Annotated in this window: 24 protein-coding genes; 14 read left to right on the top strand and 10 right to left on the bottom strand. The window is 60.0% G+C overall.

Annotation, left to right across the window (positions count from 1 at the left end):
• Window positions 1-107: 107 nt before the first annotated feature.
• On the bottom strand, window positions 108-1235 hold the full coding sequence (zapE, locus tag WFM45_RS15920) for a cell division protein ZapE (RefSeq protein WP_336956385.1): 1128 nt from the start codon (window positions 1233-1235) through the stop codon (window positions 108-110).
• A gap of 231 nt (window positions 1236-1466) precedes the next feature.
• On the opposite strand from zapE, the gene zapG reads away from it, so the two are divergent.
• The 3 genes from zapG to degS all read left to right on the top strand — a co-directional run bounded on the left by zapG (window position 1467) and on the right by degS (window position 4566).
• Window positions 1467-1868: a Z-ring associated protein ZapG gene (gene zapG / locus WFM45_RS15915; protein ID WP_004937074.1), complete on the top strand. Its 402-nt coding sequence runs from the start codon at window positions 1467-1469 to the stop codon at window positions 1866-1868.
• A gap of 180 nt (window positions 1869-2048) precedes the next feature.
• Entirely contained in the window at window positions 2049-3419 is a 1371-nt protein-coding gene (degQ, locus tag WFM45_RS15910) for a serine endoprotease DegQ (protein WP_004937072.1), read from the top strand.
• A gap of 88 nt (window positions 3420-3507) precedes the next feature.
• Window positions 3508-4566 carry an outer membrane-stress sensor serine endopeptidase DegS gene (gene degS / locus WFM45_RS15905; RefSeq protein WP_004937070.1) on the top strand — a complete coding sequence of 353 codons (1059 nt, stop codon included), beginning with the start codon at window positions 3508-3510 and terminating at the stop codon, window positions 4564-4566.
• A gap of 71 nt (window positions 4567-4637) precedes the next feature.
• On the opposite strand, the gene murA is transcribed toward degS, so the two are convergent.
• The 7 genes from murA to mlaF form a co-directional block, all read right to left on the bottom strand.
• A complete protein-coding gene (gene murA / locus WFM45_RS15900) occupies window positions 4638-5897 on the bottom strand; it encodes a UDP-N-acetylglucosamine 1-carboxyvinyltransferase (RefSeq protein WP_004937068.1) in 1260 nt (419 codons plus the stop codon).
• Window positions 5898-5952: 55 nt separating this feature from the next.
• Entirely contained in the window at window positions 5953-6207 is a 255-nt protein-coding gene (ibaG, locus tag WFM45_RS15895) for a BolA family iron metabolism protein IbaG (RefSeq protein ID WP_004937066.1), read from the bottom strand.
• Between the two features lie 140 nt (window positions 6208-6347).
• Complete coding sequence (gene mlaB / locus WFM45_RS15890; protein WP_004937064.1) at window positions 6348-6650, bottom strand: lipid asymmetry maintenance protein MlaB; 303 nt, start codon at window positions 6648-6650, stop codon at window positions 6348-6350.
• A complete protein-coding gene (mlaC, locus tag WFM45_RS15885) occupies window positions 6650-7279 on the bottom strand; it encodes a phospholipid-binding protein MlaC (RefSeq protein WP_004937063.1) in 630 nt (209 codons plus the stop codon). The genes mlaB and mlaC overlap by 1 nt, the downstream gene beginning before the upstream one ends.
• 14 nt (window positions 7280-7293) lie before the next feature.
• Window positions 7294-7842 carry an outer membrane lipid asymmetry maintenance protein MlaD gene (gene mlaD / locus WFM45_RS15880; RefSeq protein ID WP_004937061.1) on the bottom strand — a complete coding sequence of 183 codons (549 nt, stop codon included), beginning with the start codon at window positions 7840-7842 and terminating at the stop codon, window positions 7294-7296.
• A gap of 4 nt (window positions 7843-7846) precedes the next feature.
• Entirely contained in the window at window positions 7847-8629 is a 783-nt protein-coding gene (mlaE, locus tag WFM45_RS15875; protein WP_004937059.1) for a lipid asymmetry maintenance ABC transporter permease subunit MlaE, read from the bottom strand.
• Between the two features lie 4 nt (window positions 8630-8633).
• Complete coding sequence (gene mlaF / locus WFM45_RS15870; protein ID WP_004937055.1) at window positions 8634-9449, bottom strand: phospholipid ABC transporter ATP-binding protein MlaF; 816 nt, start codon at window positions 9447-9449, stop codon at window positions 8634-8636.
• 303 nt (window positions 9450-9752) lie between these two features.
• Here mlaF and WFM45_RS15865 point away from each other — a divergent pair, with 303 nt between their 5' ends.
• The 11 genes from WFM45_RS15865 (at window position 9753) to npr (ending at window position 17785) form a co-directional block, all read left to right on the top strand.
• Entirely contained in the window at window positions 9753-10730 is a 978-nt protein-coding gene (locus WFM45_RS15865; RefSeq protein WP_033632016.1) for a calcium/sodium antiporter, read from the top strand.
• Between the two features lie 16 nt (window positions 10731-10746).
• Window positions 10747-11733, top strand: coding sequence for an arabinose-5-phosphate isomerase KdsD (gene kdsD / locus WFM45_RS15860; RefSeq protein ID WP_033632015.1), 987 nt, complete (start codon window positions 10747-10749; stop codon window positions 11731-11733).
• 17 nt (window positions 11734-11750) lie between these two features.
• Entirely contained in the window at window positions 11751-12305 is a 555-nt protein-coding gene (kdsC, locus tag WFM45_RS15855; protein ID WP_021505108.1) for a 3-deoxy-manno-octulosonate-8-phosphatase KdsC, read from the top strand.
• On the top strand, window positions 12302-12880 hold the full coding sequence (gene lptC / locus WFM45_RS15850; protein WP_004937047.1) for an LPS export ABC transporter periplasmic protein LptC: 579 nt from the start codon (window positions 12302-12304) through the stop codon (window positions 12878-12880). The genes kdsC and lptC overlap by 4 nt, the downstream gene beginning before the upstream one ends.
• Window positions 12849-13388, top strand: a complete 540-nt coding sequence (lptA, locus tag WFM45_RS15845; RefSeq protein ID WP_004937045.1) for a lipopolysaccharide ABC transporter substrate-binding protein LptA — start codon at window positions 12849-12851, stop codon at window positions 13386-13388. Before lptC ends, lptA begins: the two co-directional genes overlap by 32 nt.
• 6 nt (window positions 13389-13394) lie before the next feature.
• A complete protein-coding gene (gene lptB, locus WFM45_RS15840) occupies window positions 13395-14120 on the top strand; it encodes an LPS export ABC transporter ATP-binding protein (RefSeq protein WP_004937040.1) in 726 nt (241 codons plus the stop codon).
• 52 nt (window positions 14121-14172) lie between these two features.
• Window positions 14173-15606 carry an RNA polymerase factor sigma-54 gene (gene rpoN, locus WFM45_RS15835; protein WP_021505109.1) on the top strand — a complete coding sequence of 478 codons (1434 nt, stop codon included), beginning with the start codon at window positions 14173-14175 and terminating at the stop codon, window positions 15604-15606.
• 23 nt (window positions 15607-15629) lie between these two features.
• Window positions 15630-15917, top strand: a complete 288-nt coding sequence (gene hpf, locus WFM45_RS15830; RefSeq protein WP_004937038.1) for a ribosome hibernation promoting factor — start codon at window positions 15630-15632, stop codon at window positions 15915-15917.
• Window positions 15918-16072: 155 nt separating this feature from the next.
• A complete protein-coding gene (gene ptsN / locus WFM45_RS15825; RefSeq protein WP_016930212.1) occupies window positions 16073-16534 on the top strand; it encodes a PTS IIA-like nitrogen regulatory protein PtsN in 462 nt (153 codons plus the stop codon).
• A 127-nt stretch (window positions 16535-16661) separates the two neighbouring features.
• Window positions 16662-17516: an RNase adapter RapZ gene (gene rapZ / locus WFM45_RS15820; RefSeq protein WP_015379177.1), complete on the top strand. Its 855-nt coding sequence runs from the start codon at window positions 16662-16664 to the stop codon at window positions 17514-17516.
• Window positions 17513-17785 (top strand): PTS phosphocarrier protein NPr, encoded by a 273-nt coding sequence (gene npr, locus WFM45_RS15815; RefSeq protein ID WP_004937034.1) that lies wholly within the window; start codon window positions 17513-17515, stop codon window positions 17783-17785. Before rapZ ends, npr begins: the two co-directional genes overlap by 4 nt.
• 40 nt (window positions 17786-17825) lie before the next feature.
• Here the strand turns inward: npr and WFM45_RS15810 are convergent, their stop codons facing one another.
• Both WFM45_RS15810 and WFM45_RS15805 read right to left on the bottom strand, forming a co-directional pair.
• Window positions 17826-19742 (bottom strand): BglG family transcription antiterminator, encoded by a 1917-nt coding sequence (locus WFM45_RS15810; RefSeq protein ID WP_336956379.1) that lies wholly within the window; start codon window positions 19740-19742, stop codon window positions 17826-17828.
• 51 nt (window positions 19743-19793) lie between these two features.
• The gene (locus WFM45_RS15805) at window positions 19794-21008 is read right to left on the bottom strand and encodes a lactonase family protein (RefSeq protein WP_164122991.1); all 1215 of its coding nucleotides are present in this window, start codon (window positions 21006-21008) and stop codon (window positions 19794-19796) included.
• Between the last annotated feature and the right edge of the window lie 36 nt (window positions 21009-21044).

Genomic DNA, 21044 nt, shown 5'->3' with positions numbered 1-21044 from the left:
GTGGGGTCGCAAGATTATAGAGAAGTCGCTCACAAAGATCGAACGGTTTTTGAATGGAAAATAAATTTATCGCCGGCGGCGGACAACCGGCGATAGGCCCGGCGGGCTCAGGGCAGATGCGGCAGCTTGAGGTACTCTTCGCTCTGCATTTCCTGCAGGCGCGACAGGCAGCGCTGGAATTCAAATTTCAGCTGCCCCCCCTGATAGATCTCGAACATCGACGCTTCGGCGCCGATCACCAGCTTAATGTGACGCTCGTAGAATTCATCCACCAACGCCAGGAAACGGCGCGCGGTATTCTCTTTCAGCGGCCCCATCACCCGCACATTATACAGGATCACGCTGTGATACAGCCGCGACAGCGCGATGTAGTCCAGCTGGCTGCGAGCCTCTTCGCACAGCGTGTGGAAATCCACCGCCAGCACGCCGTCCACCGAACGGATCGCCTGCAGCGGCCGATGGTTGATCTGCAGCACCGGCGCGTCCTCCCCCGCCTTGCCCGCCAGCTTGACGAACATCCGATCCAGCGCCTCGCGCGTCTGGTCGTTCAGCGGTGTCAGGTAGAGGTGCGCCTGGGTCAGGGTGCGCAGACGATAGTCGATGCCGGCGTCGACGTTCATTACGTCGCAGTACTCGTTGATCAGATCGATGGCCGGCAGGAAACGCGCCCGCTGCAGGCCGTTGCGGTACAGATCGTCCGGCGGGATGTTCGACGTGGCCACCAGCGTGATGCCCCGGGCGAACAGCGCCTGCAGCAGCGTGGCCAGCAGCATGGCGTCGGTGATGTCGGACACGAAGAACTCGTCGAAGCACAATACGTCGGTCTCGGCCTTGAAGCCGTCGGCGACGATGTCCAGCGGGTTTTCCCGCCCCTGCAACTCGGTCAGCTCTTCATGCACCCGCAGCATGAAGCGGTGGAAGTGCAGGCGCATTTTGCGAGCGCCCGGCAGGCTGTGGAAGAACATGTCCATCAGCCAGGTTTTGCCGCGCCCGACGCCGCCCCACATGTACAGCCCCTGCACCGGGCGCTGCGGTGCCGTTTCGCCGCCCTTGCCCAGCAAACGGCTGAGCTTGCCGCGCAGCCCGCCGGCCGGCGCGCTCGCCGCCGGCTTTTGCAGCAGAGCCTGATAAATGCGATCCAGTTGAGTGACGGCCCGGCGTTGAACCTCATCGGCCTGATACTCCCCCGCTTCCAGCGCCTGCTGGTAGCGAGATAACGGTGATAGTGCCTGCATCTGTTCGATGTTCCCTAAGAACGCTTAGAAATTATTTAGCCAACGTTGGCGGCAAGTTGATGCCGATTCGCACCGTTATCGCCACAAATGCCCGCTGCGGGCGCCGCTGAAAACCCTGTAAAAATTAGGTGGAAGCGCATCAGGATTCCACTCGGACAAGGTTAACGGTTATAGTGGATATTATTAAGTGAAAAATCCCTGCGGAACAACGAAGTCAAAATAGGAGTCATCATGACCTGGGAGTATGCGCTGATTGGTTTGGTCGTCGGTATCGTGATTGGTGCGGTGGCGATGCGTTTTGGCAACCGTAAATTACGTCAACAACAAGTCCTGCAGAACGAGCTGGACAAGAGCAAAACCGAGCTGGAAGAGTACCGTCAGGAGCTGGTCGGCCACTTTGCCCGCAGCGCCGAGCTGCTGGACAACATGGCGCGCGATTATCGCCAGCTGTATCAGCACATGGCGAAAAGCTCCAACAACCTGCTGCCGGATCTGCCGATGCAGGAGAACCCGTTCCGCTATCGCCTGACCGAAGCGGAAGCGGACAACGATCAGGCGCCGGTGGAAATGCCGCGCGACTATTCGGAAGGGGCCTCCGGCCTGCTGCGCGGTCAAAGCGCACGCCGCGACTGATATTCCTTCTTCGCCCGCGGGGCCTCCCGCGGGTTTAATCCCGTTTGTGCCATATTGACCTTCCTTCGCATTACCTTTACTGAACTTTGCACGCAAATTCACGGTCTTACCCTTCACTATGACAAGGCGATTGCCTTATCATCAAATTTTCATCGGCAGGTATTGAGAGAGTTATCATCAATGAAGAAAAAGTCGTTAATTCTTAGTGCATTGGCAATGAGCCTCGGTCTGGCGCTCAGCGCCGCACCGGCGGCCAACGCGGCCCTGCCCGTCGCCGTGCAGGGGCAGCCGCTGCCGAGCCTGGCGCCGATGCTGGAAAAAGTCTTGCCCGCCGTCGTGAGCGTGCATGTCGCTGGCACCCAGGTGCAGCGTCAACAGTTGCCGGAAGAGTTCAGACGCTTCTTCGGCCCCAACTTCCCCGGTCAACAGCAGAGTTCCCGCCCGTTTGAGGGGTTGGGCTCCGGCGTGATCATCGACGCCGCCAAGGGCTACGTGCTGACCAACAACCACGTTATCAACAACGCCGATAAAATCCGCGTACAGTTGAACGACGGTCGCGAGCTGGACGCCAAGCTGGTCGGGCGCGATGAACAGTCCGACATCGCCCTGCTGCAGCTCAGCGATACCAAAAACCTGACCGCCATCAAGATGGCCGATTCCGACCAACTGCGCGTCGGCGACTTCGCCGTGGCGGTCGGCAACCCGTTCGGCCTGGGCCAAACCGCCACCTCCGGCATCATCTCGGCGCTGGGCCGCACCGGCCTGAATCTGGAAGGGCTGGAAAACTTCATTCAGACCGACGCCTCCATCAACCGCGGCAACTCCGGGGGCGCGCTGGTTAACCTGAACGGCGAACTGATCGGCATCAATACCGCCATTCTGGCGCCGAGCGGCGGCAACGTCGGCATCGGCTTCGCCATTCCGAGCAATATGGCGCAGAACCTGAGCCAGCAGTTGATCGAATTCGGCGAAGTGAAACGCGGCCTGCTTGGCATCAAGGGCAGTGAAATGACCCCGGACATGGCCAAAGCCTTCAACACCGACGCGCAGCGCGGCGCCTTCGTCAGCGAAGTGTTGCCGAAATCCGCCGCCGCCAAGGCCGGCATCAAAGCCGGGGATATTCTGGTTTCCGTCGACGGCAAACCGGTGAACAGCTTTGCCGAACTGCGCGCCAAGGTCGGCACCACCGCACCGGGCAAAACGCTCAAGGTAGGCCTGCTGCGCGACGGTAAACCGCAGGAAGTCTCGGTCACGCTGGACAACAGCGAGAGCGCCTCGACCAACGCCGAAACGCTGTCGCCGGCGCTGCAGGGAGTATCCCTCAGCAACGGCGCGCTGCCGAGCGGCGACAAGGGCGTGAAGGTGGAGAACGTGGATAAAGGCTCGACGGCGGCGCAAATCGGCCTGCAAAAAGGCGACGTGATCATCGGCGTCAACCGCCAGCGCGTGGACAGTATCACCGCGCTGCGCAAGGTGCTGGAAGCCAAGCCGCCGGTGATGGCGCTCAATATCGTGCGCGGTAACGAAACCATTTATCTGCTGCTGCGTTAATTTGTGCAAAAACCGGGCTCGGTGACATACTGCGCCCGGTTAACTCATGCTATCCTCCGAACATCGTTCACCACACCACGAAAACTCCATGTTTGCTAAGCTCTTGCGTTCTGTCGTTATCGGTCTCATCGTTGCCGGCCTGCTGTTGGCCGCCCTGCCCATGCTGCGCTCTTCCAACGGCCTGTTTGCAGAGAAAACCGAGAATACCAGCGACGAAACGCCGGTGAGCTACAACAAGGCGGTGCGCCGCGCCGCCCCTGCCGTGGTGAACATCTACAACCGCAACCTGAACGGCGCCGCCAACGTGCTGTCGCTCGGTTCCGGCGTGATCATGAACGAACGCGGCTATATCATCACCAACCGCCACGTGATCAAAGACGCTCAGCAGATCACCGTGGTGTTGCAGGATGGCCGCCGCTATGAAGCGCTGCTGGTCGGCTCCGACGGCCTGACCGACCTGGCGGTGCTGAAGATCGATCCCGGCAACCTGCCGGTGATCCCGACCAATAAAAATCGCGTTGCCCACGTCGGCGACGTGGTGCTGGCGATCGGCAACCCCTATAACCTGGGGCAAACCGTGACTCAGGGCATCCTCAGCGCTACCGGGCGCATCAGTATGAGCACCACCGGCCGGCAGACGTTTCTGCAGACCGACGCCTCAATCAACCGCGGCAACTCCGGCGGCGCGCTGGTCAACTCGCTGGGTGAGCTGATCGGTATCAACACCCTGACCTATGATAAAATCACCGACGGCGAAACGCCGGAAGGACTGGGCTTTGCGATCCCGATCGAACTGGCTACCAAGATCATGGACAAGCTGATCCGCGACGGCCGCGTTATCCGCGGCTATTTCGGCATTCAGGGCAAGGAGATCATTCCGCTGCGCCCCTCCAATTCCGGCATCGATCGCCTGCAGGGCATCATAGTGACCGAAATTACGCCGAACGGCCCGGCGAGCAACGCCGGCTTCCAGATCAACGACATCATCATCAACGTGGATAACAAACCGGCGGTATCCGTGCTGGAAACCATGGATCAGGTGGCGGAGATCAGACCGGGCACCGAGATACCGGTTATCGTGCTGCGCGACGGCAAACGCATTACGTTGAAAATGACGGTGGGTGAATTCCCGGAAGACAGCAATTAAAAAAGGGCCGGCATTGATAGCCGGCCCTTTGCTATTCATCCTGCCGACGCAGCCGCGCCGGCGCTAATGACTTACTCGCCTTTCACGCGCTCGATGTTCGCACCCAGCGCGCGCAGCTTGTCTTCAATACGCTCATAGCCGCGATCGATGTGATAGATGCGATCGACAACGGTCACGCCGTCGGCGATGCAGCCGGCGATCACCAGGCTGGCGGAAGCGCGCAGATCGGTCGCCATCACCTGAGCGCCGGACAGCTGTTCAACGCCATGGCAGATCACGGTGTTGCTCTCGATCTCCGCGTGTGCGCCCATGCGGATCAGTTCCGGCACGTGCATGAAGCGGTTTTCGAAGATGGTCTCGGTGATGACGCCAGTGCCTTCCGCCACCAGGTTCAGCAGGCTGAACTGAGCCTGCATGTCGGTCGGGAAGCCCGGGTGCGGCGCGGTGCGCACGGTGACCGCTTTCGGGCGCTTGCCGTGCATGTCCAGGCTGATCCAGTCTTCGCCCACTTCGATATCGGCACCGGCTTCGCGCAGCTTGGCCAGCACCGCATCCAGCGTGTCCGGACGGGTGTTGCGGCACATCACTTTGCCGCCGGAAACCGCGGCGGCGATCAGGAAGGTGCCGGTCTCGATGCGGTCAGGCAGCACGCGGTACACGCCGCCGCCCAGACGCTCGACGCCCTCGATGGTGATCTTGTCGCTGCCTGCGCCGCTGATCTTCGCGCCCAGCGTGTTGAGGAAGTTGGCGGTATCGACAATTTCCGGCTCACGCGCGGCGTTTTCGATAACGGTGGTGCCGGTCGCCAGGGTCGCGGCGCTCATGATGGTCACGGTCGCGCCCACGCTCACCTTGTCCATGACGATGTGCGCGCCCTTCAGGCGGCCCTCGACGGACGCCTTGACGTAGCCTTCTTCCAGCTTGATCTCGGCGCCCAACTGCTCCAGGCCGGTGATGTGCAGATCGACCGGACGCGCGCCAATCGCGCAGCCGCCCGGCAGGGAAACCTGACCGCGGCCGAAACGCGCCACCAGCGGCCCCAGCGCCCAAATGGAAGCGCGCATGGTTTTCACCAGATCGTAAGGGGCGCAAAACTCGTTCACGCCGCTGGCGTCCACGAAGACCGAACCGTTGCGCTCAATCTTGGTACCCAACTGGTTGAGTAGTTTAATGGTGGTGTCGATGTCCTTCAGCTTAGGGACATTCTGCAGCTCGACCGGCTCTTCCGCCAACAGGGCGGCGAACAGGATCGGCAGGGCGGCGTTTTTGGCCCCGGAAATAGACACTTCACCGCTCAGGCGGGTCCGACCCTGCACACGAAATTTATCCATCTGACTACTCTCTGTTATCTAATCTGAAGCTGCCCGCCCGGCAGGGCAAACAGCCTTAAAATCCGTTGAGTTTGCGGTCTCGCTGCCACTCTTCAGGGGTGTACGCCTTAATAGACAAGGCATGAATGCGGTTGTCCGCAATGTATTCCATCAGCGGTGCGTAAACCGTCTGCTGTTTTTTGACGCGGCTCATGCCGGCGAACAGTTCACCGACCACGATCGCCTGAAAATGGCTACCGTCGCCCGTCACATGTACTTCATCCAGTGCCAATGCCTGCATCAGCACGTCTTTAATCTCGTTGGTTTCCATAGTATCCAGTTCTGCCGCTAAAGGATCATAAACAGCCTAGTATCTTAGTGGAATACGATGTTTTCTTAAACTAAAGAAAAAGCCCCTGCATAACAGGGGCTTTGTATCGTTTTACCACGCAAGAGCGGCGTAAAACGCCGCTAACCGGCGGTATCGACAGGCATTATCGCCTGCAGGTTGTAGAGCGCGATCAGCGTTTTCAGGCGCTCGGTAGCGCCGAAAATTTTCAGCGCTACGCCGCGTTGGCGCTGCTCTTCCTGCAGATGCAGCAACAGCGCCAGCCCGGCGGAGTCCACGCGCTGCAGTTGCGCCACGTCGATCGCGGTTTTATCCGCCATCAGCGCGGCGCGCTGCCGCCACAGTGGCTGCAGCGTTTCCCGGTCCAGTTCACCGCGCAGGATCAGCGTCTGCCGCTCTGATTCGAAGCTGAGCGCTGCCGACATCAGTTTTTCTTGTCCAGCGTGATAGGCTGCGCGGCGGCGGCCTGCAGCTGCTTGGTCAGGCCGTCGATGCCCTGAGTACGCAGCGTAGACGCCCACTCATTTTGCTTGGTGGTGATCATGCTGACGCCTTCGGCGATCATGTCATACGCCTGCCAGTAGCCGGTTTTGCTGTTCTTGCGCCATTGGAAATCCAGACGCACCGGCGGGCGGCCGCCGTTGTCGATGATGGTGACGCGAATAGCCACGATGTCGGCATTGCCCAGCGGCTGTTCAGGCGCGATCTGGTAAGTCTGGCCGTGATACATCGCCAGCGCCTGGCCGTAAGCCTGCTCCAGGTAAGCCTGGAAGGCGGTGAAGTAAGCTTCGCGCTGCGCAGGCGTTGCCTCTTTGTAGTAACGCCCCAGCACCAGCGCGCCGGCGTATTTCACCTGCACGAACGGCATCAGTTCCTGATGCACGATGGCACGCAGGTAGTTCGGGTCCTGCTTGATCTTCGGCTGTTCGTTCTTCAAACGGCTGAAAGTCTTCTGCGCCGCTTCTTGCATCATGCTGTAGGGATTGGTTTGGTCGGCTGCGCTCGCCAGCGGTGCAACCACCAGCAGAGCCACCATCAGTAAACGTTTAAACATGCAGGTATCCTCTCTTAATGATTTGGAACAGCGGGTTGCGGTGCGGCGCCGGCAGCCGGCTCAGCGGCCGCGTCTCCCGATTTGGCGCTGTCCTGACCGCCGCTTTTATACAGGAACTGGCCGATCAGGTCTTCCAGAACCATGGCTGATTTGGTGTCCTGAATGGTGCCGCCATCTTTCAGGATGGTGGTGCCCATATCAGGATCTTCAAAGCCCACGTTAAGCGCCAGATATTGCTCGCCCAGCAGGCCGGAGGTGCGGATCGCCAGCGAGCTGGTATCCGGGATTTGGTCGTACTTTTTCTGGATATCCAGCGCTACGCGCGGCGTGTAGGTTTTCGAATCGAGTTCGATGTCCGCCACGCGGCCGATCACCACGCCGCCAATTTTCACCGGCGAACGCGGTTTCAGGCCGCCGATGTTGTCGAACGTCGCGTAAATGCGGTAGGTCGGCTCGCTGCCGATCGATTTAAGGTTCGCCACCTGCAGGCAGATAAACACGATGGCGCACAGCGCGATCAGCATAAATGCCCCAACCCAGATTTCACTCTTCTTCGTTTGCATCGAATCAATTCCCAAACATCAGTGCGGTCAGCACGAAATCCAATCCCAACACCGCCAGTGACGAATGCACCACGGTACGCGTCGTCGCCCGGCTAATCCCTTCAGAGGTAGGCACGGCGTCGTACCCATTGAAAATGGCAATCCAGGTTACGGTAATGGCGAATACCACGCTTTTGATCAGGCAGTTGAGCAGATCTTTTTTCCACTCCACGGCGCCCTGCATCGCCGACCAGAAGAAGCCGCTGTCGATGCCCTTCCAGTCCACGCCGACCACCGAACCGCCCCAAATGCCGATCGCCACGAAGATGATGGTCAGCAGCGGCATGCTGATAAGCCCGGCCCAGAAGCGCGGCGCCACGATGCGCCGCAGCGGATCGACCGCCATCATTTCCAGGCTGGAGATCTGCTCCGTCGCCTTCATCAGGCCGATTTCCGCCGTGAGTGCGGAACCGGCGCGGCCGGCGAACAGCAGCGCCGTGACCACCGGCCCCAGCTCGCGCAGCAGCGACAGCGCCACCATCATGCCAAGGCTGGCCTCGGCGCTGTAAGTGGTGAGCACGATATAGCCCTGCAGGCCCAGCACCATGCCGATAAACAGCCCGGAGACCATGATGATCAGCAGCGACTGCACGCCGACGCTGTAGAGCTGTTTCAACAATAGCGGCCACTGCTTGCCGGGTTCCGGCCGGCCAATCAACGCGTTGAACAGCATCAACCCGGCGCGGCCGAAGCTGGCGCTGGTGTTGATGCCACTGCGCCCCAACGACGCTAACGCTCTTAATAACATGAGCTTATTTACTCCCTAAGCCTAGCAGTTCGGTCTGATAATCCCCGGCCGGATAGCGGAACGGCACCGGCCCATCCGCTATACCATCCAGGAACTGGCGCACGCGCGCATCAGGATTGTTCTGCAATTGCTGCGTGGTGCCTTCGGCGATCACCCGGTTGTCGGCCACGATGTAGGCGTAGTCGGCGATGCTCAGCACCTCCGGCACGTCGTGCGACACCACGATGCAGGTAATGCCCAGCGCATGGTTCAGCTCATCGATCAGCTTGACCAGCACGCCCATGGTGATCGGATCCTGGCCGACGAAGGGTTCGTCGAACATGATCATCTCAGGGTCCAGCGCGATCGCACGCGCCAACGCCGCCCGGCGCGCCATGCCGCCGGAAAGCTCATTGGGCATCAGCTGGGCCGCGCCGCGCAGCCCCACCGCTTCCAGCTTCATCAGCACCGTACTGCGCAACAAAGGCTCCGGCAGGTTGCTGTGCTCGCGCAGCGGGTAGGCCACGTTTTCGAATACGGTCAAATCGGTAAACAGCGCGCCCGACTGGAACAGCATGCTCATCTTTTTGCGCGCGTCGTATAACTGACGGCGGGACAACGCGGGAATGTTGTCGCCGTCGAACCAAATCTCCCCGCTGTCCGGCGCCAGCTGGCCGCCGATCAGGCGCAGCAGCGTGGTTTTGCCGATGCCTGATGGCCCCATGATCGCCGTGACCTTACCGCGGGGCACCGTCAGGTTGATGTCTTCAAATATCCGTCGGTCGCCGCGCGAGAAGCTCATGTCGCGCACTTCGACCAAATTATCTGCCTTTTGGAGCATGTTAATGGACCCTTTACGACTCATCTTTTGCTGAATCTACCCGTGATGTTAAAGCAATGGGCGCAATCCGTCTCATCTTTACAAAAACTTACTGCCATTTCGCAACCAATGGTGCCATTGGTTTTACTTTTCCGCGCCACCCGGTCAAAATTGGCGCCATAACGAAAAAAAACGAAACTGTTCAACTATTAGCCGGGGAAAACCGTTGCTGCGGCTCAAACGCGCGCAACGGAGGGCAAGCAATACCGCCGCATTGACGGCTTTAACCAACGAACCGGGATAATACCCGACAAAGGACCCTGCATGTTTCTCGCGATAGCATTATTAATCGTTGGTTTATTTCTACTGGTGTACGGTGCAGACCGCTTAGTTTATGGTGCTGCCGTGATTTCCCGCTCGCTCGGCGTACCGCCGCTGATCATCGGCATGACCATCGTCGGCATCGGCACCTCGCTGCCGGAGCTGATCGTGTCCACCACCGCCGCGCTGAACGGGCAGATAGATATGGCCGTTGGCAACGTATTAGGTTCCAACATCACCAACATTTTATTGATCCTGGGCGTGGCGGCGCTGATTCACCCGCTGGCCGCGCGCTCTGAGATACTGCGGCGCGAACTGCCGCTGATGTTAGCGGTCACAGTATTATGCGGTTTCGTGTTGGTGGACGGCACCCTGAGCAGGCTGGACGGCGTGCTGCTGCTGGCCGCCGCCGCCGGCTTCATCCTGCTGATGCTGAAAATCGCCCGGCTGGCGCAGCGCGAGGGCAGCGACAGCCTGACCATGGAGCAGATCGCCGAGCTGCCGCAGGACAGCAGCAATACCGTGGCCGTGCTGTGGCTGGTGCTGGCGTTTATCATTCTGCCGCTCTCTTCCAGAATGGTGGTCGATAACGCGACGGTGATCGCGCACTATTTCGGTCTGAGCGAACTGGTGGTCGGTTTGACCATTATCGCCATCGGCACCAGCCTGCCCGAACTGGCCACCTCCATCGCCGGGGCGCTCAAGGGCGAGGATGATATGGCGATTGGCAATATCATCGGCTCCAATATTTTCAACACGGTGATCGTGCTGGGCGTACCCGCCCTGCTGTCGCCGGGCAGCGTAGACACCGCCGCCTTCCAGCGCGATTACTGGGTGATGCTGGCGGCCAGCGTGCTGCTGAGCGTGCTGTGCATCGGCCGCAAACATCGCATCGGCCACCTGGCGGGCGCGCTGTTATTATGCGGCTTTATTGCGTATCTTGCGGTGCTGTTCTTTAACCCTTTCAGTACTTTCGGCTGAACCGACGGGAATGAGTATGTCGAACATTGAGTTGCAACCGGGCTTCGATTTTCAACAGGCCGGCAAAGAAGTGCTTCAGATAGAGCGTGAAGGGCTGGCTCAGCTCGACAGCTACATCAACGCAGACTTCACCCGCGCCTGCGAAACCATCGCCGCCTGCGGCGGCAAAGTGGTGGTGATGGGCATGGGCAAATCCGGCCACATCGGCTGCAAGATCGCCGCCACCTTCGCCAGCACCGGCACGCCCTCATTCTTCGTTCATCCTGCGGAGGCCAGCCATGGCGATTTGGGCATGGTCACCCCGCAGGACATCGTGCTCGCCATCTCCAACTCCGGCGAGTCCAGCGAGATCCTGGCGCTGATCCCGGTGTTGAAACGCCAACAGATCACCCTCATCTGTATGACTAACAATCCGGAAAGCTCGATGGGTAAAGCGGCGGATATCCACCTGTGCATCAAGGTGCCGCAGGAAGCCTGCCCGCTGGGGCTGGCGCCGACCACCAGCACCACCGCCACGCTGGTGATGGGCGATGCGCTGGCCGTCGCGCTGCTGAAAGCGCGCGGTTTCACGCCGGAAGATTTCGCGCTGTCGCATCCGGGCGGCGCACTCGGCCGCAAACTGCTGCTGCGGGTTAGCGATATCATGCACAGCGGCGATGAAATCCCCCACGTCAGCGCCGACGCCTCGTTGCGCGACGCGTTGCTGGAAATCACCCGCAAAAATCTGGGCCTGACGGTGATCTGCGACGATCTGATGAAAATCGCCGGCATCTTTACCGATGGCGACCTGCGCCGGGTGTTCGACATGGGCATCAACCTGCACGAGGCGAAGATTGCCGATGTCATGACGCCGGGCGGCGTGCGGGTGCGCCCCAACCTCCTGGCGGTCGATGCATTGAACCTGATGCAACAACGCCACATCACCGCGCTGCTGGTTGCCGATGGCGACCAGTTGCTGGGTGTGGTACATATGCATGACATGCTGCGCGCCGGCGTCGTTTAATTAAGGAATAGAACGGAATGGGTATGGTAGAAACCTGCTACGGGCCGGTAGAACAAGAGGTTATGGCGCGTGCCGGGAACATCCGCCTGTTGATTTGCGACGTTGACGGCGTGCTGTCGGACGGCCTGATCTTCATGGGCAACAACGGTGAAGAACTGAAGGCGTTCAACGTGCGCGACGGCTACGGCATCCGCTGCTTGAAAACCTCAGACATCGAGGTGGCGATCATCACCGGGCGCTCCGCCAAGCTGCTGGAGGACCGCGCGCAGACGCTCGGCATCACCCATCTGTATCAGGGGCAGTCCGATAAGCTTTTGGCCTTCCGCGAACTGTTGGATAAACTGTCGTTAACGGCGGATCAGGTCGCCTATATCGGCGATGACCTGATCGACTGGCCGGTGATGGCGCAGGTCGGCCTGGCGGTCGCGGTGGCGGACGCCCATCCGCTGCTGACGCCGCGCGCCCACTACGTCACCCGCATTGCCGGCGGCCGCGGCGCGGTGCGCGAACTGTGCGACATCATTCTTTTGGCTCAAAATAAGCTGGAGGACGCCAAAGGGCTGTCGATATGAGTAAAACCAAACTGTGGATCACCATCCTGTTGACGGTGATCGTTCTGGCGCTGATCGGCTGGAACATGACGGACTTCAGCGACGACACGGCCCCTGGCCCGGTCAACGATCAGGATCCGACCTACCAGAGCCAGCACACGGTCACCGTGGTGTACAACCCGGCCGGCAAGCTGAATTACAAACTGGTGGCGGAAGACGCGAAGTATTACACCGCCGGCGAGCTGAGCTGGTTCACCCAGCCGGTGATGACGCTGTTCGATGAGAATGCGGTGGCCACCTGGTCAGTTCGCGCCGATCGCGCCAAACTGACTAAAGACCGAATGCTGTATCTGTATGGTCACGTCGAGGTGAACAGCCTGACCACCACCTCGCAGCTGGAAAAAATTAAGACGGACAACGCTCAGGTAAACCTGGTCACCCAGGACGTCACCTCCGATGACGAAGTCACGCTTTACGGGACCAATTTTACCTCTAACGGCATGAAAATGCGTGGGAACCTGCGGACCAAAACCGCTGAGCTGATTGATAAGGTTAAGACCAACTATGAAATTCAGAACCAAAAACCAACTCCGTAACCTGTTGCTCGGCAGCTTAGTTTTGGCCGCCAGCGCCCCCGCTCTGGCGCTGAAATCCGACTCCAGCCAGCCGGTCAGCATCGACTCGCTCAAGCAGTCGTTGGACATGCAAAGCAACGTCAGCACCTTCACCGACAACGTGGTGATCAAACAGGGCACCATCGATATTCGCGCCGACAAGGTGGTGGTCACCCGCCCGGGCGGGGATCAGAATAAGACCTATATTGAAGCGTTCGGCAACCCGGTAACCTTCTACCAGATGCAGGACAGCGGCAAGCCGGTCAAAGGCCACGCGCAAAAAGTGCGTTACGACGTGGCGACCCAGCTGGTGACCCTGACGGGCAACGCCTATCTGGAGCAGCTCGACAGCAACGTGAAAGGCGATCGCATCACCTATCTGGTGCAACAGCAGCAAATGCAGGCGTTTAGCGATAAAGGCAAACGCGTGACAACGGTTCTGGTACCGTCGCAGTTGCAAGACAAAAACGAGCAAAAAAAGAGTAACTAATCACTTATGGCAACACTCATCGCAGAAAACCTGGCGAAAGCCTACAAGGGCCGTAAAGTTGTCGAAGACGTCAGCCTGAAAGTGAAATCCGGCGAGATCGTCGGCCTGCTCGGCCCGAACGGTGCAGGTAAAACCACCACCTTCTACATGGTGGTCGGCATCGTGCCGCGCGACGCCGGGCGCATCGTGATCGACGAAGAAGACATCAGCCTGCTGCCGCTGCACGCCCGCGCGCGCCGCGGTATTGGTTACCTGCCGCAGGAAGCGTCGATCTTCCGCCGCCTGAGCGTGTACGACAACCTGATGGCGGTGCTGGAGATTCGCCCCGACCTCACCAGCGAACAGCGCGAAGACCGTGCCAAGGAGCTGATGGAAGAGTTCCATATCTCCCATCTGCGCGACAGCCTCGGCCAGGCGCTGTCCGGCGGTGAACGCCGCCGCGTCGAAATCGCCCGCGCGCTGGCGGCCAACCCGAAATTCATTCTGCTGGACGAACCCTTCGCCGGGGTGGATCCGATTTCCGTTATCGACATCAAAAAAATCATCGAGCACCTGCGTGACAGCGGCCTGGGCGTGCTGATCACCGACCACAACGTGCGCGAGACGCTGGACGTATGTGAACGCGCCTACATCGTCAGCCAGGGCAAACTGATTGCCCACGGCACGCCGGATGCTATTCTGGCCGACGAGCAGGTTAAACGCGTTTATCTGGGCGAAGAGTTCCGCCTCTAAGCGCCGGCGCGCCCTGCGGGGCGACACCGTTAACGGAAGTAGACAGAAAACTATGAAGCAAGGTTTGCAACTCAGGCTCAGTCAACAGCTGGCCATGACTCCTCAGCTCCAGCAGGCGATCCGCCTGCTGCAGTTGTCCACGCTTGAGCTTCAGCAAGAGATCCAGCTGGCGCTGGAGAGCAATCCGCTGCTTGAACAGACCGATCTGCACGACGAAATCGACGCCAAAGAAACCCAGGAGACCGAGGGGCTCGATACCCGCGAGGCCTTGGAGCAGAAAGACATGCCGGAAGAGCTGCCGCTGGACGCCACGTGGGATGAAATCTATACCGCGGGCACGCCGTCCGGCACCGGCACCGACTACAGCGACGACGAGCTGCCGGTCTATCAGGGCGAGACCACCCAAACGCTGCAGGATTACCTGATGTGGCAGGTGGATCTGACGCCGTTTTCCGATACCGACGCCGCCATCGCCACCTCCATCGTCGACGCGGTGGACGACACCGGCTATCTCACCGTGCCGCTGGAAGACATTCTGGAAAGCCTGGGCGACGAGAACGTGACCCTCGAGGAAGTCGAGGCGGTGTTGAAGCGCGTGCAGCGTTTCGATCCGATCGGCGTCGCCGCGCGCGATCTGCGCGATTGCCTGCTGGTGCAGCTCTCCCAATACGCCAAAGACACCCCTTACCTGGCCGAAGCGCGGCTGATCATCAGCGACCATCTGGATCTGCTGGCCAACCACGACTTTCGCAGCCTGATGCGATCAACCCGGCTAAAAGAAGATACACTGAAAGAAGCGATGCTGCTGATTCAGTCGCTCGATCCGCGCCCGGGGCAGTCGATCAATACCGGCGAATCGGAATACGTGATTCCGGACGTGCTGGTGCGCAAGACGCAGAACAAATGGACGGTCGAGCTCAACGGCGACAGCGTGCCGCGTTTGAAGATCAATCAGCAATACGCCGCGCTGGGCAACAGCGCCCGCAGCGAAGCCGACGGCCAGTTCATCCGCAGCAACCTGCAGGAAGCCAAGTGGCTGATTAAAAGCCTGGAGAGCCGCAATGAGACGCTGCTGAAGGTCACCCGCTGCATCGTCGATCAACAGCAGGCGTTCTTCGAGCAAGGCGAAGAGTTTATGAAACCCATGGTGCTGGCGGATATCGCCCAGGCCGTGGAGATGCATGAATCGACGATCTCGCGCGTCACCACGCAGAAGTTTCTGCACAGCCCGCGCGGCATTTTCGAATTGAAATATTTCTTCTCCAGCCACGTGAATACCGACAGCGGCGGCGAAGCCTCCTCGACGGCGATCCGCGCGTTGGTGAAGAAATTGATTGCGGCGGAAAACCCCGCCAAACCACTCAGCGACAGCAAGCTGGCCACCCTGCTCGCCGATCAGGGGATCATCGTGGCGCGGCGCACCGTCGCCAAGTACCGAGAGTCTTTGTCCATCCCGCCGTCGAACCAGCGTAAACAGTTGGTTTGACCTCTATTGAGAAGGAAGACACTATGCAGCTCAACATTACCGGACACCACATCGAAATCACCGATCCGTTGCGCGAGTTCGTGAACAACAAGTTCGCCAAACTCGAACAGTACTTTGATCGCATCAATCAGGTGTATGTTGTATTAAGTGTGGAAAAAGTGCAGCAAATTGCGGAAGCAACGGTGCACGTGAATGGAGGCGAGTTGCACGCCACCTCGGAAGACGAGAATATGTATGCCGCAATTGATACGCTGATCGACAAATTGGCACGTCAATTGAACAAACATAAAGACAAATTGAAGCAACACTGACACCCTAACCCATTCCATGAGGCGGCATCCGTCGCCGCCTCACCCTTCGGCGCGTGACCCGCATGGGTGACGCGCCGAACGGTAATCAGGGTTAAAACCGACGAAAAACCGCCTTGCCGGGTTCGCCCGGCGGCGCGGTTTTAAGTGAAGATGAGATGAACAACGAATATATGCAATTAAGCTCGGTGTTAAACATCGAGTGCACCAAAAGCTCGGTACACTGCACCAGCAAGAAGCGGGCTTTGGAAATTATCAGCGAACTGGCCGCCAAACAGCTCAACCTGCCTTCGCAGGTGGTGTTTGACGCGGTTCTCACCCGGGAGCGCATGGGCAGCACCGGTATCGGCAACGGTATCGCCATTCCCCACGGCAAACTGGAAGAGGACACACTGCGGGCCGTTGGCGTGTTTATCCGTCTCGACCAACCCATCGCTTTCGACGCTATCGACAACCAGCCGGTCGACCTGCTGTTCGCGCTGCTGGTGCCTGCCGATCAGTGCAAAACCCATTTGCATACGCTGTCGCTGGTCGCCAAACGCCTGGCCGACAAAACCGTATGCCGCCGCCTGCGCGCCGCGCAGAGCGACGAAGAACTTTACCAAATCATCACCGAGTGATGCCCGGCCGGCGTGACTTCCAGCCCGGATAACGATACTGTTTTACGATGATGGATCCGGCTGCGGCCGGAATAACAAAGTTTAACGGTGGCGATGAACGCCGCCGCGATGCCAGGGGAGTTGCCACATGGTGCTGATGATTGTCAGCGGCCGTTCCGGTTCCGGAAAATCCGTCGCCTTGCGGGCGCTGGAAGACATGGGTTTTTACTGCGTTGACAACCTGCCGGTGGTGCTGCTGCCGCAGCTCGCCAATACGCTGGCGGAACGCAATATCTCCGCGGCGGTCAGCATCGACGTGCGCAACATGCCGGAATCACCGGAAGTGTTCGAATACGCGATGACTCAGTTACCGGACAGCTTCTCGCCGCAGTTGCTGTTCCTCGACGCCGATCGCAACACGCTGATCCGCCGTTACAGCGACACCCGCCGCCTGCACCCGCTCTCCAGCAAAAACCTGTCGCTGGAAAGCGCCATCGACGAAGAGAGCGATCTGCTCGAACCGCTGCGCTCGCGGGCGGACCTGATTATCGACACCTCGGAAATGTCGGTGCACGAACTGGCCGAAATGCTGCGCACCCGCCTGCTGGGCAAGCGCGAGCGCGAACTGACCATGGTGTTCGAATCCTTCGGCTTCAAACACGGCATCCCGATCGACGCCGACTACGTGTTCGACGTGCGCTTCCTGCCGAACCCGCACTGGGATCCGAAGCTGCGGCCGATGACCGGCCTGGACAAACCGGTGGCGTCGTTCCTCGATCGCCATACCGAAGTGCACAACTTCATCTACCAGACCCGCAGCTATCTGGAACAGTGGCTGCCGATGCTGGAAACCAACAACCGCAGCTACCTGACGGTCGCCATCGGCTGTACCGGCGGCAAGCACCGTTCGGTGTACGTGGCGGAACAGCTGGCCGATTACTTCCGCTCGCGCGGCAAGAACGTGCAGTCGCGCCACCGCACGCTGGAAAAGCGTAAACAATGACGGTCAAACAGACGGTTGAAATCAAAAACAAGCTGGGCATGCACGCGCGCCCGGCGATGAAACTGTTCGAACTGGTGCAAAGCTTCGATGCCGAGGTGATGCTGCGCAACGAAAGCGGCACCGAGGCCGAAGCCAGCAGCGTCATCGCGCTGCTGATGCTGGACTCCGCCCAGGGCCGGCATATCGAAGTCGAAGCGACCGGCCCCGACGAAGTCAACGCGCTGGCGGCGGTGGTCGAGCTGTTCAACTCCGGGTTTGATGAAGATTAGTCGCTGAGGGCGCCTCTGCGCCCAATCACTCACATGCCCCTCAACTCCGGCTCAGGCAGTCCAGCGCCACCGCTTTGAAGCTGTCGAAGCTGTCGCTGCCCAGCAGGCGGCTCATTGAACGTTCACGCACGAAGGTGACGAACAGCTCGTAGATCGCCATCGCCTCTTCATAATCGCTCTTGCTGATCGCCAGCAGGAAAATCACGTGCGCAACCTCACCTTCCCCCCAGGCGACGCCCTGCGGCGCCAGCAGCGTCACCACCACGGTCTTCTTCGCCAGCAGCCCCAGCGAGTGCGGCAGCGCGATGCCTTCGCCCAGCAGCGTGGAAACGATCGCCTCGCGTTCGACCACCGACGGATAAAAGTCCGCGCCGACGTACCCTTCTCGCTCCAGCTGGCAGCACACCCGGCTGAACAGCTCCGCCTGCGTCAGCGGCTCGTTGAGCACCATAAAATGTTCGGCGTCGAAGAACTTCTCCAGCATGTACGGCCGGGTGCGATCCACCAGCACCAGCTTGCCCAGTTGCTCCAGCTGATAATCGGTCGGGAACGGCGACATCACCACCACCGGCTTGTTCTTTTCGCCGATGCGGGCGTTGGAAATCACGAAGTCTTCGTCGATGTGCGCGAGCATCTCGTAATCGCGCAGCGAAACGATGCGCGTCATCACCAGCTGCGGATACTTGCGCGCAATCTGCGCCTGGATCATGCGCACCGTCGAGTTGCCGGTGTCGCACACCAGCATCACCTGCGGGTGGCGTTCATAACCGATGTTGTAATGCCGCTCCAGCCCCACGCCGATGTGCAACACCAGATAGCCGATCTCGTTTTCACTCAGGGTATAAGGCGTGTACTTGCCCCAGCTGGAGACCGCCGCCAGCGTCACGTCGTAAGCCATCGGATAGTGCTGCTTGATGTTGGCCAGCAGCGGATTGGGGATGTTGATCTGGTATTTCACCCGCGTAATCATGGTCTTGATATGGGTGAGCAGATCGGCCCGCAGCTGCTCGTCGCCCTGCAGATTGTAGTTATAGTGTGCGTTGATGTAGGACAGGATGTAGTCCACCAGCGCTTCTTCATCGTCGGCGTTGATCTCGGTCGGTTGCACGTCCTGCACGCGCCGTGCGGCGATGTTGACCCGCAGATAGGCCTCTTCGGCCATCGAGATCTCTTTGCCGGAGGCCGCGCGCAGCTCCGCCGCCAGACGGGTCGACACCTGACGCACCGCCTCGTCGCCGTCCTCCACCTCGAAGTCCGGCAGCGGATAACCGTCGTTGATGCGCCGCAGCGCCACCGCGCAGTAGAAGATCAGGTACTGCTCGCCCTCGTCGGTCAGGCGAATGGCGTATTGCGACAACAGCGGGTGCAACAATCCGGCGAACGCCGCCACCTGAGGCTGCAACAGGATCTCGTTGTTGAGCAACGGGTTCTCGGCGTCGGCCAACTGCAGCTGGAACAGCAGATCGGTCAGGCAGGCGCGGATCGCCATCTCCGCGCCGAACAGCTTCATGCCGTAGCGCGGCTTGGTTTCGATCGTCAATTGATAGTGCGCCAGACGCTCTCTCACCTCAGCCATGTCGTTTTGCAGCGTGCCGCGGCTGACGAACCATTCGTCGGCCAGATCTTCCAGTTTGAGAGAGAAGGCTGAGGTCAAAAAACGCACCAGCAGATAATGCACCCGCTCCTGCGCGCTGCGCGGGGTGGCCTGTTTGCGGCGCTCCTGATGCTGCAGGGCGCTGAATAGCGCGGCGTTATCGACCTGCAAACGATAGCCGGCCCCGCGGCTATGCACGAAGCGCGCACCGTATTTGTCCAGGATCTCGTTCAGCGCGGTGATATCCGCCCGCACCGTGCGGGTGGACACGGCGAAACGCTTCGCCAGCTCATCCTGCGGCAAAGTCTCGGTTTGCAAAGCATCGAACAAGTAAGCCAAACGCGGGTAAGGAAATCGCACCATTCTGTGTCCGTCAATCAGGCGGCCCACCCGGCGAGCCGGGCGGGCCACGGGTTACTTCGCCGGCGGCAGGAACGCCATTTGCGAGGGGCTGCCGATCGGCAGATAGCCGCCCACAAAGCTGAGTTTGCCGTCCGTCGGGTTGACGCTGAAGCGGGTGACGTTATCGCTGCGCTGGTTCAGCGCATACAGATAGCGGCCATCCGGGCTCAGCGCCAGCGAACGCGGATAATCGCCGCGGGTCCAGGTTTCCGCCACCGGTTTCAACTCGCCGCCGGCGCCCACGCTGAACTGGGCAATGCTGTTATGCAGCCGGTTGGCGACGTACAGCGTGTCGCCGTTCTTGCTGAGCGCCAGCCCCGAAGCGAAGCTGGTGCCCTGATAGTCGGCGGGCAGCGCGGAAACCGCATGCAGTTGTTTCAGAGTACCTTTTTGGCGATCAAAACGGTAGCTGGTCAACGTCGAGGCCTCTTCGTTCACCAGCAGCACGGTGTCGCCGTCCGGGTGGAACACAAAATGACGCGGGCCGGCGCCGGCGGAAGAGGCGGCGATCCACGGCGGATCGTTCGGCGTCAGGCGGCCGCTCGCGGCGTCAAAGCGCCATTGGTAGATGCGATCCAACCCCAGATCGGTGGAGAACACGAACTTGCCGCTCGGATCGCTGGCGATCATATGGGCATGCGGGCCGTTGTGATCGCTGATGGCGAAGCTGCCGTTCACCGCCGCCGCCGGTTTGGCCGCGCCCGCCGGGCCCTGCTGTTGCTGCACCGAGCTGGCGGCGCCCAGGCTGCCGTCCGCTTCAATCGGAAAAGCCGCCACGCTGCCGCTGACATAGTTCGCCACCAGCAGATAGCGGCCGTCCGGCGTCAAGGAGAGATACACCGGCCCTGCCCCCTGCGAATCTACCTGGTTGAGCTGCGTCAGTGCGCCATCGGCCGGATTGACCCGGTAAGCGGTGATGCCACCGTGTTTGCCGCCGTTGAAGTCGGCCACTTCACTGGCGACATACAGCGTCTTGCCGTCAGCACCCAACGTCAACTGCGCCGGATTCGGCACGTTGCTGACCAACGTAGCGTGGCTCAACGCGCCGCTGGCCGGATCGACCTGCACCCGGTAAACGCCTTCGCCGTTGGGATTGTAGGTGCCGATATAGGCGAAATGAGATGACGTGGAGTTCATTGCATCCTCAGCATGCAGCGCCGGGCCGGTCACGGCCAGCAGCGCCAAGAACAACGCGGTGCGTCGGGTTGGAACCTGCCAGTTTCGCATAGTAATCCTCAGTATAGGTAAGGCGCGGCATGCCGC

It is taken from the genome of Serratia sp. KG1D, from assembly GCF_037150675.1.
GTDB classification, from domain to species: Bacteria; Pseudomonadota; Gammaproteobacteria; order Enterobacterales; family Enterobacteriaceae; genus Serratia; species Serratia nematodiphila.
Note: the sequence above shows the minus strand (reverse complement) of the source record. Positions and strands in the feature narration are given on the sequence as shown.